Origin of the sequence: Nonomuraea jiangxiensis, from assembly GCF_900099965.1 — a bacterium.
Classification (GTDB): Bacteria; Actinomycetota; Actinomycetes; order Streptosporangiales; family Streptosporangiaceae; genus Nonomuraea; species Nonomuraea jiangxiensis.
Window position 1 is genome coordinate 260,224 of record NZ_FNDJ01000007.1, and the last position, 14,336, is coordinate 274,559.

At 70.7% G+C, this 14,336-nt stretch carries 13 protein-coding genes; 3 read left to right on the plus strand and 10 right to left on the minus strand.

Going from position 1 to position 14,336, the window contains the following annotated elements; translation table 11 throughout:
• Window positions 1–74 precede the first annotated feature (74 nt).
• The 9 genes from BLS95_RS17695 to BLS95_RS17735 all read right to left on the minus strand — a co-directional run bounded on the left by BLS95_RS17695 (window position 75) and on the right by BLS95_RS17735 (window position 10,296).
• Window positions 75–1,268 carry a hypothetical protein gene (locus tag BLS95_RS17695; protein WP_143043753.1) on the minus strand — a complete coding sequence of 398 codons (1,194 nt, stop codon included), beginning with the start codon at window positions 1,266–1,268 and terminating at the stop codon, window positions 75–77.
• Window positions 1,269–1,437: 169 nt separating this feature from the next.
• Entirely contained in the window at window positions 1,438–2,391 is a 954-nt protein-coding gene (locus BLS95_RS17700) for a Ppx/GppA phosphatase family protein (RefSeq protein WP_090932508.1), read from the minus strand.
• On the minus strand, window positions 2,382–2,870 hold the full coding sequence (locus BLS95_RS17705) for a DUF501 domain-containing protein (RefSeq protein WP_090932510.1): 489 nt from the start codon (window positions 2,868–2,870) through the stop codon (window positions 2,382–2,384). Before BLS95_RS17705 ends, BLS95_RS17700 begins: the two co-directional genes overlap by 10 nt.
• The gene (locus BLS95_RS17710) at window positions 2,860–3,276 is read right to left on the minus strand and encodes an FtsB family cell division protein (protein WP_090932512.1); all 417 of its coding nucleotides are present in this window, start codon (window positions 3,274–3,276) and stop codon (window positions 2,860–2,862) included. Before BLS95_RS17710 ends, BLS95_RS17705 begins: the two co-directional genes overlap by 11 nt.
• A 61-nt stretch (window positions 3,277–3,337) precedes the next feature.
• A complete protein-coding gene (gene eno / locus BLS95_RS17715; protein WP_090932514.1) occupies window positions 3,338–4,615 on the minus strand; it encodes a phosphopyruvate hydratase in 1,278 nt (425 codons plus the stop codon).
• 49 nt (window positions 4,616–4,664) lie between these two features.
• Window positions 4,665–5,621 carry a nucleoside triphosphate pyrophosphohydrolase gene (locus BLS95_RS17720; RefSeq protein WP_090932516.1) on the minus strand — a complete coding sequence of 319 codons (957 nt, stop codon included), beginning with the start codon at window positions 5,619–5,621 and terminating at the stop codon, window positions 4,665–4,667.
• A 2-nt stretch (window positions 5,622–5,623) separates the two neighbouring features.
• Complete coding sequence (locus tag BLS95_RS17725; RefSeq protein ID WP_143043754.1) at window positions 5,624–6,241, minus strand: SurA N-terminal domain-containing protein; 618 nt, start codon at window positions 6,239–6,241, stop codon at window positions 5,624–5,626.
• 30 nt (window positions 6,242–6,271) lie between these two features.
• On the minus strand, window positions 6,272–9,760 hold the full coding sequence (gene mfd / locus BLS95_RS17730) for a transcription-repair coupling factor (protein WP_090932774.1): 3,489 nt from the start codon (window positions 9,758–9,760) through the stop codon (window positions 6,272–6,274).
• Window positions 9,761–9,927: 167 nt separating this feature from the next.
• Window positions 9,928–10,296: a cupin domain-containing protein gene (locus BLS95_RS17735; protein WP_090932520.1), complete on the minus strand. Its 369-nt coding sequence runs from the start codon at window positions 10,294–10,296 to the stop codon at window positions 9,928–9,930.
• Window positions 10,297–10,357: 61 nt separating this feature from the next.
• Here BLS95_RS17735 and BLS95_RS17740 point away from each other — a divergent pair, with 61 nt between their 5' ends.
• From BLS95_RS17740 to BLS95_RS17750, 3 genes are read left to right on the plus strand one after another with little or no spacing between them, the layout of a single operon-like run.
• On the plus strand, window positions 10,358–11,077 hold the full coding sequence (locus BLS95_RS17740) for a class I SAM-dependent methyltransferase (protein WP_090932522.1): 720 nt from the start codon (window positions 10,358–10,360) through the stop codon (window positions 11,075–11,077).
• Between the two features lie 54 nt (window positions 11,078–11,131).
• Window positions 11,132–12,361, plus strand: coding sequence for an adenylyl-sulfate kinase (gene cysC, locus BLS95_RS17745; protein WP_245765113.1), 1,230 nt, complete (start codon window positions 11,132–11,134; stop codon window positions 12,359–12,361).
• 1 nt (window position 12,362) lies between these two features.
• The gene (locus BLS95_RS17750; protein ID WP_090932525.1) at window positions 12,363–13,247 is read left to right on the plus strand and encodes a sulfite exporter TauE/SafE family protein; all 885 of its coding nucleotides are present in this window, start codon (window positions 12,363–12,365) and stop codon (window positions 13,245–13,247) included.
• Here BLS95_RS17750 and BLS95_RS17755 read toward each other — a convergent pair.
• On the minus strand, window positions 13,192–14,313 hold the full coding sequence (locus tag BLS95_RS17755) for a glycoside hydrolase family 26 protein (protein WP_245765114.1): 1,122 nt from the start codon (window positions 14,311–14,313) through the stop codon (window positions 13,192–13,194). The genes BLS95_RS17750 and BLS95_RS17755 overlap by 56 nt on opposite strands.
• Window positions 14,314–14,336: the final 23 nt, after the last annotated feature.

Below are 14,336 nucleotides of genomic sequence, written 5' to 3' on the forward strand. Positions count from 1 at the left end.
GCGGCCGATCAGAACGAAAAACCGGGTGGCGCCCACGGGCGCCACCCGGTCAGGTCACTCGACCTTCGGTTCGCCTACTTGGCCGGCAGCGTGATCGCCGGAACACTCGGCGTCGCGGTCGCGGTCTCCTTCGGAGCCGGCACCGTGTCCTTCGCGGGCGGTTCCGGGGTCTTGCAGGCGGCGAAGAACGCCGTGACCGTCTCGCTGTTGCGCGGGCCAGAGACCGCCAGGGTGACACTGCCACCCTTCGTGGCCGCGCCGTTCAGCGCCTTGGTGAGGCTCACGCTCTTCGAGCCGCCGTGGCGGTCGAAGGAGACCTCGCCGCCGCCCACCGTCTGCCCGTTGAGCAGCCAGGAGTAGCGGGCCTTGGCGGCGCCCTTCGTGAAGATGGAGCCGCTCGCGCTGACCTTGCAGTCGCTGGTGGTGGACGCCGACACGCTGGCCTTCACCTCAGCGCCGTAGGACGGGGCCGAGTGCTCGTCCCTGTCCTTGTCCTTGCACCAGACCTTGTACTCGGCCCGGTTGGAGGAGGCACGGTCGGGGCTCAGCACCTGCAACTGCGCATAGCCACGCCCGCTGTGCCGCGGGGAGATGGAGAAGCCGACCCTGCGGCTGTCGTTCACCTTGATCTTGCCGTAGTCGACGGCGTCACCGTTGAGAACCCAGCGGTAACGCACCCACGCCGGCCGGTTCGAGGAGATCACACCGCTGAAGCTGATCCTCTTGCCGGTGGTGCAGGAGCCGACGTACGTGCTGGGGCTGGCCCAGGCACGCGCCGACACGTTGAGGTGCGTACGCGCCTCGCGCAGCTTCATCGGCTCCTTGCAGGAGACCGAGAAGTAGCCCTTCTTGGACGTGAACGACTTCGGACCGAGGACCTGTACGGCCTCCCAGCCCTTGACGTCGTCCTTGAAGGTGATGGACTGCTTGACCGTCACCGACTTGGTGCCCTTGCCGGTGAGCGTGAGGGACCGAACCTTGCCCTTGGACCCGTCGCCGTGCAGCCAGCGGTAGGAGAGCTTGGTCTTGCCCTTGACCGGCACCTTGATCGTGGCCGAGAAGTCGACCTCGGTCGGACAGGATCCCTCGTAGTCGCGCACGGCGGCCTTCGGCGTGGAGACCGAGACCTTCGCGGTCTTGGAGGCGGCGGCCGTGGCCGAGGTCGCCGCCTGAGCGGGGCTGGCGACCAGTCCCGCGCCCAAAGCGGCCAGCACGGCAGCGGACGCGCCGGCGGCCGCCGCCTTACGTGCTAAACCAACAGACATCATGTGAGAGTGCTCCATTCCGTGAGAGGAAGAGACGCGCTCGGGAACGGTCGCCACGCCGGCACCTTCTGTGCATGGCTATATGGCAAAGCCCCCGTAATGCCCCTTTACCTAATCACAATACTGATTGCACGCTCAACACGACTCATGTGCGGGAAATGTCCGGATTTCTTCAGGTATCGCGGGCGATGGCCCATGCAATACCGTCGAGGATGTCGTGTTCACTGACAATGACCTGCGAAAACGCGAAACGGCGAACGATCCTGTCCAGAATTAGCGCGCCGGCGCCAATCACATCGACCCTTCCCGGATGCATGACGGGGACCTGCGCACGCTCACCATGGGTCATCGCGAGCAACCTGCGGGTCACCTCGTGCACCTGCTCGGCCGAAATCCGCGAATGGTGGATCCGGGCCGAGTCGTAGGCCGGCAGATCGAGCGCCATGCCCGCGATCGTCGTCACCGAACCCGCCAGCCCCACGAGCGTGTGCGCCCGCTCGACCGGCACCTCGGCCGCCACCCGGTCCAGCGCCGCCTCGATGTCGGCCACCACGGCCTCCAGGGCGGGCGCGGCGGGCGGGTCACCCGCGCCGCGCAGATGCCGCTCGGTGAGGCGTACGCAGCCGATGTCCACCGACAGCGCCGCCTCGGCGTGCTCGGTGCCGACCACGAACTCGGTGGACCCGCCGCCGATGTCCACCACCAGGTAGGGAGGCAGCGGTCCCTGCGGCACCTCGGTCTCCGGCGACAGCCTGAGCAGGCCCCTGGTCGCGCCGACGAACGACAGCTCGGCCTCCTCGGCCCCGGCCACGACCTCCGGCTCCACCCCGAAGATCTCGCGGACGCCGTCCACGAACTCCTGCCGGTTGGCCGCGTCCCTGGTGGCGCTGGTGGCCACCACCCGCGTCTCGGCGGCGCCGTGCCGGTCGATCAGCTCGCGGTAGCCCCGCATGGCCTTGAACGTGCGTTCCAGGGCCTCAGGGGCCAGTCTGCCGGTCTCGTCGACGCCCTGGCCCAGGCGGACGATCTCCATCAGCCGCTCGACGTCGTCCAGCACGTCGTCGCGAACGTCCGCGATGAGCAGCCGTACGGAGTTGGTACCGCAGTCAACGGCGGCTACACGCATGGTCCGTCACTCCACCACTCGGGGAGCGCGTCGAGCGCCTCCCTGCCGATCGGGTTGGCGCCGGGCACCGCCAGCTCGTGCGCGACGAGCGCGTGCAGGCACTTGACCCGCCGCGGCATGCCGCCCGTGCTCTGCATGTCGCGCGGCAGCGGCGCCAGCCCCTGGTCGTGTGCCGCCTTGTCGCGCCTGGCGACGTAGTCGTCGTGCGCGGCCTCGTAGGCGGCGGCCAGCTCGGGCTCGGCGGCGAGCCTGGCCTGCATCTCACGCATCAGCCCCGAGCCTTCGAGCGTGCCGATGGCCGAGGCCGCCTTGGGGCAGGTCAGGTAGTAGAGAGTCGGGAACGGCGAGCCGTCCGGCAACCGTGGCGCGGTCTCCACCACGTCGGGGTGGCCGCACGGGCAGCGGTGCGCGACCGCGCGCAGCCCCCTGGGGGGCCGCCCGAGCTGCTTCCGCACGACCTCGACGTCATCACTGTCCAACGGTTTCCTTCCCGGTGACCGCCCTGCGTCCGGTGCCCTTGTCGGCGGCCTCCACGGACTCCCAGAGCGTCTGGTACCACGGCGGCACCGCCACCGGCTGCTTCACGGCCTTCTGTTCCTTGCCCTGCTGGGGCTCCATCACCACGTAGCACTTCTCGCCCGGCCCGCAGTAGTGCAGCCGCTCCTTGGCCGTCTTCTTGATCCAGTTGGGGTCGCGGCTCTGCCGGTCACGGGCCAGCAGCGCCTGCTTCTCCGCCTCGACCGCGGCACGCTCGGCCCGCAGCTCGGAGATGCTGCGGCGCAGGCTGATGTACTCGCGCACAGGGTAGGCCAGGCTCATCGCGATCGCGCACACCACGACCGCCAGAATGGCGGCCCGCCCGGTAAGCTGCGGCCTCTTCGCCAATTGCTGCACCCCCTAAGTACGGCTCCCGGCCGATTCGGGGCGCCGAGAGCCGTACTCGAAACTAGCGCCGAAAACGCGGGAATGCCGCGCGACCCGCGTAACGGGCGGCGTCGTCGAGGAGTTCTTCGATGCGGAGAAGCTGGTTGTACTTCGCCACCCGGTCGGAACGGGCCGGGGCGCCGGTCTTGATCTGACCGCAGTTGATCGCCACCGCCAGGTCGGCGATCGTCGTGTCCTCGGTCTCGCCGGAGCGGTGGCTCATCATGCACCGGTAGCCGCTGCGGTGGGCCAGGTCGACCGCGTCGAGGGTCTCCGACAGCGTGCCGATCTGGTTGACCTTGACCAGCAGCGCGTTGGCGGCGCCCGCCTTGATGCCGCGCTCCAGCCGCTCGGGGTTGGTGACGAACAGGTCGTCGCCGACGAGCTGCACCTTGTCGCCGAGGGCCCGGGTGATGGCCTGCCAGCCGTCCCAGTCCTCCTCGTCGAGCGGGTCCTCGATGGAGACCAGCGGGTAGTTGGCGACCAGGTCCTCGTAGAACGCGATCAGCTCCTGCGACGACAGGCCCTTGCCGTCGATCGTGTAGACGCCGTCCTTGTGGAACTCGGAGGCGGCCACGTCGAGCGCCAGCGCGACGTCCTCACCCGGGGTGTAGCCGGCCCGCTCGATGGCGACCAGGATCAGGTCGAGCGCGTCGCGGTTGGAGGGCAGGTTGGGCGCGAAGCCGCCCTCGTCGCCCAGGCCGGTGGCGTAGCCCTTCTCCTTGAGCACGCCCTTGAGCGCCTGGTAGACCTCGGTCCCCATGCGTACGGCCTCGCGGAACGTCTCCGCCCCGATCGGCGCGATCATGAATTCCTGGATGTCGACGTTGGTGTCGGCGTGGGCGCCGCCGTTGAGGATGTTCATCATCGGCACGGGCAGCACGTGGGCGTTGGGGCCGCCGACATAGCGGAAGAGCGGCAGGTCGGCGCTGTCGGCGGCGGCCTTGGCCACGGCCAGCGAGACGCCGAGGATGGCGTTGGCGCCGAGCTTGGACTTGTTGGGCGTGCGGTCCAGGTCGATCATGATCTGGTCGATGATCCGCTGGTCCTCGGCCTCGACCCCGCCGATCTCCTCGAAGATCTCGTCGGTCACGGCGAGGACGGCCCTCTCCACGCCCTTGCCGCCGTAACGCTTGCCGCCGTCACGCAGCTCGACCGCCTCGAACTGGCCGGTCGACGCGCCGCTCGGCACGGCCGCCCGGCCGGTGCTGCCGTCGTCGAGCACCACCTCGACCTCGACCGTCGGGTTGCCCCGGGAGTCGAGGATCTCGCGAGCGTATACGACCTCGATGGTAGCCACGGGATGCGCTCCTCAATCGGAAAGGCAATATGCCGTCAGAGCCTATCGGTCACTGCTGGTCACGCGTATGCACGGCCCCCTGGCCGGCCTCCCAGGCGCGTACGCGGTCGCGGTAGGACCGCGCGGCGGCGCGCAGCTCGGCCTCGGCGTCCAGCCCGCCCTCGGCGGCGCGGCGGACAAGGTCGAACAGCTCCCTGGCCACCCCCTGGCCCACCCCGGCCGCCAGCGCGGCGGGCGCCCCGGCCCGCTCGGCCCGGCGCAGCAACTGGCCGGCCAGCGACAGCGCGCCCTGCCCCATGGGCACGCCGTCCAGCACCGACTCCCTGCCCTTGGCCGCCCGCTCGGCCGCCTTGATGGCATCCCAGTTGGAGCTGACCTCGTCGGCGCTCTCGGCGCGCACCGAGCCGAACACATGGGGATGGCGGCGGACGAGCTTGTCCACGATCCCGGCCGCGACGTCGTCCATGTCGAAGTCCTCGGCCACCCGCGCGTGGAAGACCACCTGGAGCAGCAGGTCCCCCAGCTCCTCCCGAAGGGCCGGGTAGTCGGCCTCCTCGATGGTCTCGAGCACCTCGTAGGCCTCTTCGAGCAGGTACGGCGCCAGCGTCTCGTGGGTCTGCTTACGGTCCCACGGGCACTCCGTACGCAGCCGGTCCATCACCCCGACCAGGTCGAGCACCCGCGCGCCCGGCAGGTCGTAGGACCCCGGCACGACCTCGATCAGCGGCGGCTCGTCGAGCGCGACCGCCGCGTGCCCGAGGGCGCGCATGAAGTCCTCGTCGTCCGCCGCGAGCCACACCACGGTCTCGGCGACCGCCCGCCGGGCCAGCCCGGCCGGGTCCGGCTCGACGACCTCGACGTCGATCCCGGCCTCGGCCAGGTAGGGCAGGTGGGGATGGGCCGCCGAGCCGGTCAGCACCGGGCCGGAGCCCAGCGCCTGCCACGCCTGGTGGCTCAGCAGCCCGGGGGCCACCCTGGGCGAGGTGGTGACGACGATCAGTGGCACGATCAGCCCTGCGGCTGCTGTGCCGGCGGCTGCGCCGGCTGCTGGGTGAGCTTGCCGAACCTGCCGGTGTCCACGAACAGGCCCGGGCTCTCCTGCGACGGCTGCGCGTTGAGCGCGCCGTAGCGGGGGTTGAAGATCGGCTTGATCGAGTTGAGCTCCTGCACCAGCCGCTGCTGGCCGCTCTGCCCGCCGAACTGCTGCTGCAGCTTCGTGAGGCCGACCACCGCCCGGCCGTAGTCACGGGCGGACCGCGGCGGGACGCCGGAGGCCAGCAGGTTGATCTCGGGCGACTCGAACTGGCCCGGGTTCTTGAGCGCGGCGTCGATCTCGGCCGGGGTCACCTGGATCTTGTAGCGATCGACGAGCTGCCTGGAGCTGCTCACGTTGACCAGGCCGCGCAGCACGAACTGGCTGGCGGGGATGCCGCCCAGCGCGGTCTGCTCATCCAGCTTGGCCCGCTTGAGCGCTGCCAGGTAGTCCTGCGTGGCCTCGTTGAGCTGACTGGTGGAGATGCGCTCGTTGCCCACCAGGGCCGCGGCCCCGGCGTGCATGGGGGATGAGCAGGCGGTCAGCGCGATGCCCGCCGCTGCCGTGGCCACGGCCACTCGTATCGACTTCACGTACGTCCCTTTCCAACCAAAAAATCGCCGCTAGCTTACCCGTGCGGGCTCCAGGAACATCGCCTCGACCAGATCACCGCACCATTTGAGCAGGTCGAGATCGCGCAACGGCTGCCCGCCCAGGGGCTTGGTCTTGGGAATCGGCACCAGCAGCGTCTCAGCCGCCTGCTTGTATATCGCCTTCTTGTACAGCCGGTCGAGCCGGACCTGCTGCGACTCCCTGAGCCGGGCCGGGCCGAACTTGATGTTCTGGCCCTGCAGCGTGACGTCCGTGAGCCCGGCCTGGCGTGCCCTGATCCGGAACCTGGCCACCTCCAGCAGGTTCTCCACCTCGACCGGGGGCTTGCCGTAGCGGTCGGTCAGCTCCTCGCGCACCTCGTCGATGTCGGTCTGCGCGGTGATGCCCGCGATCCGCTTGTACGCCTCCAGCCGCAGCCGCTCCGAGGTGACGTAGTCGTGCGGGATGTGGGCGTTGATCGGCAGCTCGACCTTGACCTCGGCCTGCGCCTCTGGCGCCTCCACGCCCGACAGCTTGGCCTTCTGCTCCTGCACGGCCTCGGCCATCAGCCGGACGTACAGGTCGAAGCCGACGCCCGCGATGAACCCGGACTGCTCGGCCCCCAGCACGTTGCCGGCGCCGCGGATCTCCAGGTCCTTCATCGCGACGTACATGCCCGCGCCCATCTCGGTGTGCTGCGAGATCGTGGCCAGCCGCTCGTGCGCGGTCTCGGTCAGCGGCTTCTCCGGCGGGTAGAGGAAGTAGGCGTAACCGCGCTCGCGCCCCCGCCCGACACGCCCGCGCAGCTGGTGCAGCTGCGACAGGCCGTAGTTGTCGGCCCGGTCCACGATCAACGTGTTGGCGTTGGGCACGTCGAGCCCGGACTCGACGATCGTGGTGGAGACGAGCAGGTCGTATTCCCGCTCCCAGAACCCCACCATGATCTTCTCCAGCTGGTGCTCGTTCATCTGCCCGTGCGCCACCGCGATGCGCGCCTCGGGCACCAGCTCGCGCAGCCGCGCGGCCACCCGGTTGATCGAGGCGACCCGGTTGTGCACGAAGAAGATCTGGCCGTCGCGCATGAGCTCGCGCCGGATCGCGGCCCCGATCTGCTTCTCCTCGTACGGCCCCACGAACGTGAGGATCGGATGCCGCTCCTCCGGCGGCGTGAGGATCGTGGACATCTCGCGGATGCCCGTCAGCCCCATCTCCAGCGTGCGCGGGATCGGCGTGGCCGACATGGCCAGCACGTCCACCTGCGTGCGCAGGTGCTTCATCGCCTCCTTGTGCTCGACGCCGAACCGCTGCTCCTCGTCGATGATGATCAGCCCCAGGTCCTTGAACCTGACCTCGGGGCCGAGCAACCGGTGCGTGCCGATCACCAGGTCCACCGCACCCGACCTGAGCCCTTCGAGGGTGCCCTTGACCTCGCCGTCGGTCTGGAAGCGGGAGACCGGCTTGAGCGTCACGGGGAAGCTGGAGAACCGCTCGGTGAAGGTCGACATGTGCTGCTGCACCAGCAGCGTCGTCGGCACCAGCACGGCGACCTGCTTGCCGTCCTGCACCGCCTTGAACGCCGCCCGCACCGCGATCTCGGTCTTGCCGTAGCCGACGTCGCCGCAGATCAGCCGGTCCATCGGCACGCCGCGCTCCATGTCGCGCTTGACCTCGTCGATGGCCTCCAGCTGGTCACCGGTCTCGGCGTAGGGGAAGGCGTCCTCCATCTCCCGCTGCCAGGGCGTGTCGGGCGCGAAGGCGTGGCCGGGCGAGGCCATGCGGGCGGAGTAGAGGCGGATGAGCTCACCGGCGATCTCCTTGACCGCCTTCTTCGCCCTGGACTTGGCCTTGGCCCAGTCGGCGCCGCCCATGCGGTTGAGCGTGGGGGCCTCGCCGCCGACATAGCGGGTGACCTCGTCGAGCTGGTCGGTCGGCACGTAGAGGCGGTCGCCCTTGGCGTATTCGATCACCAGGTATTCGCGGGTCGCGCCCTGGATCGTGCGCTGCACCATCTCGACGTAGCGGCCCACGCCGTGCTGCTCGTGCACCACGTGGTCGCCGATCTTGAGCTGGAGCGGGTCGACCATGTTGCGGCGGCGCGAGGGCAGCCGGCGCATGTCCTTGGTGGAGGCCTTCTGTCCCACCAGGTCCAGGTGGGTGAGGACGGCCAGGTTGGAGGTGATGAAGCCGTGCTCGATCAGCCCGGTCGTGACGTGCACCACCTTGGGCTCGGGCGCCTTGTCCAGAAAGCTCCGCAGCCTGGCGGGCACGTCCACGCCCTTGAGCAGCTCCACCATGCGCTCGGCGGGCCCGTGGCCCTCGCTGAGCAGCACGACCGCCTTCTCGTCGGCCAGCCAGCCCTTGATGTCGGCCAGCGCCTTGGCCGTGTCGCCGCGGTAGGCCTCGGAGTCCTGGGCGTCCAGCTCCACCCCGCCGCCGAACGGCGCCATGGTCCACCACGGCTGCCCCAGCGCGTCGGCGTGCCCGCGGATCTCCTCCAGCGAGCGGAACGCGGCCGCGCCCAGGTCGATGGGCGCCTCGCCGCCGGCCGCCGCGTTGATCCAGGAGGCTTCGAGGAACTCCTGCGAGGTGCGTACGAGCTCCTCGGCCCGCCCCCTGATCCGCTCGGGATCGCACACGAACACCGCCGACCGGATCGGCAGGTGATCGAGCAGCAGGTCCATCTCCCCGGCCAGAACGGGTGCGAACGCCTCCATGCCCTCGACCGGCATGCCCTCGGCGAGCTGGTCGAGCACCTCGGCCAGCGCGGGATATTCCTCGGCCAGCTCCCGTGCCCTGGCCCTGACCTCGTCTGTCAGCAGCAGCTCCCGGCACGGCGGCGCGAACAGCCCGTCCTCGGCCGCCTCCAGCGAACGCTGGTCGGCCACCTTGAACCAGCGGATCTCCTCGACCGTGTCGCCCCAGAACTCCAGCCGCAGCGGATGCTCCTCGGTCGGCGGGAACACGTCGAGCAACCCGCCCCGCACGGCCACCTCGCCGCGCCGCTCCACCATGTCGACCCGGTGATAGCCGTTGTCGACCAGCCTGTCCACCACGTCTTCGAGGTCGGCGTCGTCACCGGCCCGCAACCTGATCGGCTCCAGGTCGCCGAGCCCCTTGACGATGGGCTGCAGCAGCGCCCGGACCGGCGCCACGATCACGCTGAGCGGCCCGGCCGCGACGTCGCCCTTGACCGGGTGGGCGAGCCGCCTGAGCACGGCCAGCCGCTGCCCCACGGTGTCGCTGCGCGGCGAGAGCCGCTCGTGCGGCAACGTCTCCCACGCCGGGAACACCGCGACCGAGCTCGGCTCGATGAGGCTGGTCAGGGCCGCGGCGAGGTCTTCGGCCTCGCGCCCGGTCGCGGTCACGGCCAGCACGGTCCGCTGGTCGTGACCGGCCAGCGCGGCCACGCCGAACGGCCGCAGCGCCGCCGGCGCGATCAGCGAGACATCGCCGCCCTCTTCGAGAGCGGCGGTCAGTTTCGGGTCGGCGCGAACAAGGTCAAGTAGCCCGGAAAGACTCATCAGATACGCCCACAGCCCCAGATGCGGCAACACGACTACCCCCGGCCGGGTCAGGTCGCGGGGGTCTCTCCCAAGGGTACTCGCCGCCTCCGCTCGCCCGAGCCGCCGACCAGGCTCATCGTGGACCGGACGCCTCGCCGACGGCCCGGCCTCGCGCTGACCGGCCCCTACCGATCGGGCACCTTGTAGCCCGGCACGGACGGCCAGCGGACGGTGAGCACCGTCGAGTGCTCCTCCGCCCGCCACGAGTGGTCGACGCCCTCGCCCCACACCACGTAGTCGCCCGGCTCGGCCAGCAGCACGCTGCGGCCCGGCAGCTCGACCCGGAAGCGGCCGCTGATCAGCACGAGCAGCGCCGTGCGTGACTCGCCCCTGACCCACTCGGCCCGCTCGTCGCCCGGCGGGTGCACACCCCACTTGACCTCGACGTCCTCGCTGTGCCGCGGATCTCCTGGGGGTTTGAAGTGCCCGAGGAGCCAGCCCCGGTCTCCCGCGGCGTCAATACCGGCGTTGCCGGTGTACACCCGGTCACTCACGGGCAGGACGGTAGCAGGGAAATGCCTTACTCATAGCGTTCGACTGATTACTGTAGGTCACATGTCTGAGGTGCGAACGGTCGCCCGAAAAGGCGATCTCTTCGATCAAAGGATCCGCGAGCACTGCGCGGAGCAGCTGGGCCGGCGCCTCGACGTGCTGGTGGCCGGCTGCGCGCACCGCGAGCCGCTGGTGCTGGAGCACGTCGAGACGAGGTCGATGGGGGCCGACGAGGATCACCCGGTGATCCGGAGCGTGCTGGAGGAGCGGGGCGACCTGGTCTCGTGGTCGCTGGGCGACCTGCGCAGCGTGCCGCTGAAGCCCAGGTCCTACGACGTGATCCAGCTCTCGTTCCTGCTGGAGCGCATCCGCCACGCCGAGCTGGTGCTCGACCGGCTGCTGCAGTCCCTGCGCCCCGGCGGCCTGGTGCTGCTGCGCATGCGCGACCGGGGGTCGGCCTACGGCCTGCTCGACCGCGCCACGCCGTCGTGGCTGCGCCGCCTGCTGTGGCGGCCCCTCGTCGGCGCCGAGCGGCCGGGGCCGCTGCCCACCGTGTACGAGCGGCTGACGTCGAGCGACGGCATGCACGCGTTCTGCCTCAGCCGGGGGCTGCTGATCACCGACGACGTCCGCAACACCAGCGGCCCGGCCCGCGCGGGCCGGCTCGGCGCCGCGGCGGTCACCGCCATCGCCAAGCTGACCTACGGCCGCTACCCTGCCTCTCACGACGAGATCACCATGGTGATCAGGAAGCCTCAGCACCACTTCGCCAGGGTCATCTAGCGACACACCGGCATCAGTCGGTAGACTCCTTTCCTACCAATTTAATCGGAATAGTTGGGACTAGGAAACGTGGAGTGGACCCCCGAGCCGCGCGAGCTGGCCGATCTCGAGCTGCTGCTGTCCGGCGCGTTCGAGCCGCTGACGGGGTTCCTCGGCCACGACGACCTGCACGCGGTGCACGAGCGCGGCAGGCTGGCCGACGGCACCCCGTGGCCGGCGCCCGTCACCCTCCACCTGGACGCCGAGGTCGCGCCCGGCGACGAGGTCACGCTGCTCGACCCTGAGGGCCTGCCGCTGGCGGCGCTCACGGTGAGCGCCCAGGAGCCCGACGGGCTGACCTCGGGGCGGATCAAGGGCCTCGGCACGCCCGAGCACGGGCCGTTCGCGCGGCTGCGGCGCACGCCTGCCGAGGTGCGGGACGAGCTCGGCGGGCGCGCGGCGCTGGTCGTCACCATGCGCGGGCCGCTCGACGACCTCTCCGAGATCGTCGCCACCGCCAAGGAGCTCGACGCGGTGATCGTGCTGCTCGCCCTCTCATACGGCGAGGCCGGCCCCGCCGTCGTACGCGCCGCGCTGCGCGCCCAGGAGCGGTTGCCCGCCGGCACGCTCGTCGTCTCCGTGCCCCTGGCGCCGCGCGCGGAGCCCGAGATCGACCTGGAGCTGCGCGAGCACGTCGCGGCCGCCTACGGCGCCACCGAGCACCTGGCCGGTCCCGAGCCGGTGAGCATTCCCGGCCCGCCGCACCGCCGCGGCCTGGTGGTCTTCTTCACCGGCCTGTCCGGATCCGGCAAGTCCACGATCGCCCGCGGCCTCCGCGACGCCCTGCTGGAGCTGGGCAGCCGCACGGTGACCTACCTCGACGGCGACGTGGTGCGCCGGTTGCTGTCCAAGGGCCTGACCTTCTCCAAGGCCGACCGCGACCTGAACATCCGCCGCATCGGCTTCGTCGCCGCCGAGACGGCCCGGCACGGCGGCCTGGCCATCTGCGCGCCCATCGCCCCGTACGCGGCCACCCGCGCGGAGGTGCGCGAGATGGTCGAGTCCGTCGGAGCCGACTTCCTGCTCGTGCACGTCGCGACGCCGCTGGAGGAGTGCGAGCGGCGCGACCGCAAGGGCCTGTACGCCAAGGCCCGCGCCGGCCTCATCCCGGAGTTCACCGGCATCTCCGACCCCTACGAGGAGCCGGACGACGCCGACCTCGTGATCGACACCACGCACATCACCATCGAGGCCGCCGTCTCCCAGGTCCTGGAGACACTGCGCTCGGGAGGCTGGGTCCGGTGAAATGACCGCGGACTGGGCACTGATCGGCGGATCCTTCGTCGTCGCGGTGGTCGTCGGGCTGACCGGGATGGGCGGCGGGGCGCTCATGACGCCGATGATGATGTTGTTCTTCAACGTCCCGCCGCTGGCCGCCGTCTCCAGCGACCTGGTCGCCTCGGCCGTGATGAAGCCCGTCGGCAGCGTGGTCCACCTGCGCCGGGGCACGGTCAACCTGCGCCTGGTGGGCTGGTTGTGCGCGGGCTCGGTGCCGGCCGCCTTCTGCGGGGTGTTCCTGGCGCGGGCGTTCGCGGTCGGCGACGCGGTCTCCTACGCGCTGGGGGTGGCGCTCCTGCTGGCCGTCGCCGGCATGGCGGTCAAGAGCCTGCTCGGCGCGCGGGGCGGCACGGCGAACGCGCACGAGATCGTCGTGCGACCCATCCCCACCCTACTGGTCGGTATGGTAGGCGGATTGGTCGTCGGCATCTCCTCCGTCGGCTCCGGCTCCCTGATCATCGTGGCCCTGCTCGTGCTCTATCCCGCGCTCAAGGCCAACCAGCTCGTCGGCACGGACCTGGTGCAGGCCGTGCCGCTGGTCACCGCGGCCGCCCTCGGCCACCTGCTGTTCGGCGACTTCCAACTGCACCTCACGCTGTCGCTGCTCATCGGCTCGATCCCGGGCGTCTACCTCGGCGCCCGCATCTCCTCCCGGGCCCCCGGCGGCCTGATCAGGGCCCTGCTGGCGATCGTCCTGCTGGCCTCGGCGCTCAAGCTGCTCGACGTGAGCGACACGGTCACCGTCTGGGCGCTCGCCGCCGCCTCGGCGGTCACGATCGCGGGGTGGCGCCTCAAGGTCAGGGCCGCGGCACGCGCGTCGAGCGAAAGTACGGATCTGTCGCGAGCTCGGTGAACGCCCGCCCGGCCCCGCCGCCCGTGTCGAAGCTCGTGTCACCGCGCGGCGCCTGCGGCGAGTCGAAGTAGAGCAGCGCCTTGATCTGCGGATAGCGCTTGATCTGCCGGCGCACCGACTCGAAGAACGCCCGCTTGAACGCGGGATCGTCGTGCCGCTCGAACACCCCCCACTCGGCCACCATGACCGGCTTGCCGGGGAAGCGCGCCTGCATCCACCGGTAGAACCCCGGCCAGTCCGGATATTCCTTGCGCCGCTTGTTGACCAGCCCGTCGAAGTCGCGCACCTGGTCGTCGGCGTAGGGGTCCATGGCCACCCAGTCGACCACGTCGTCGCCCGGGTAGAGGTCCTCGAACCAGCGCTTGGCCGCCCAGTTGGGCGCCCCCATGTACGTCATGACCATGACCGCGTTCCTCACCCCCTCCGCCCGCAGCCGGAGCACCACGTGCCGGAACATGGCCGCGTAGTCGGTGGCCCGCATGCCCGAGCCGGCCGAGTCGTCCACGTCGTTCTCCGGCTCGTGATGGATGGTGAGGAAGAACCGCTCGGGAAAGGTACGCCGGAGGTGCCCGGCCAGCCGGGTGATCCGTGCGTCGAGGGCCCCGTCGGCGATCTCCGCCCAGGTGTGGTCGAACGACGGCTTCCAGTTGATCATGAGCAACCGCGGCCTGGCCGGGTCGCGGGCCAGCCTGATCTCGGCTCCGGTGGGGAACAGCTCGCTGCCCCGGTGGTAGACGTGCAGGACGTCGGCGGGGGCGCCCATGCGCGACTCCGCCCCGTGCAGCGCCTGGTCCACCGGCAGCCCGGTGAAGACCTCGGGCGCGATGCCCCACCAGGCGCCGCAGGACGGGATGAGCCGCGTGGTGGCCGTGCACGCGGACGTGCCCGCCATCGTCGCCGGCCCCGCGGCCTTGGCCGCCTCCGGAGTCGGCATCGTGGCCGCGCCGGTGGCCGCGCCGGGGAGCGTCCCGGGGGCCGCTCGCGGGGCCGTTCCCGAGGCCACCACCGCCGCCGGGCGGGCGTGGGAATCCGCCGCGCCGGAGCAGGCGGACAGCAGCGCGATCATCACCGTGATGAAAGCGGTATTCG

Coding starts and splice junctions, on each gene's coding strand:
- BLS95_RS17695 (WP_143043753.1), bottom strand. CDS start 1,268: ATGATGTCTGTTGGTTTAGCACGTAAGGCGGCGGCCGCCGGCGCGTCC.
- BLS95_RS17700 (WP_090932508.1), bottom strand. CDS start 2,391: ATGCGTGTAGCCGCCGTTGACTGCGGTACCAACTCCGTACGGCTGCTC.
- mfd (WP_090932774.1), bottom strand. CDS start 9,760: ATGAGTCTTTCCGGGCTACTTGACCTTGTTCGCGCCGACCCGAAACTG.
- BLS95_RS17740 (WP_090932522.1), top strand. CDS start 10,358: ATGTCTGAGGTGCGAACGGTCGCCCGAAAAGGCGATCTCTTCGATCAA.
- BLS95_RS17750 (WP_090932525.1), top strand. CDS start 12,363: ATGACCGCGGACTGGGCACTGATCGGCGGATCCTTCGTCGTCGCGGTG.
- BLS95_RS17755 (WP_245765114.1), bottom strand. CDS start 14,313: ATGATCGCGCTGCTGTCCGCCTGCTCCGGCGCGGCGGATTCCCACGCC.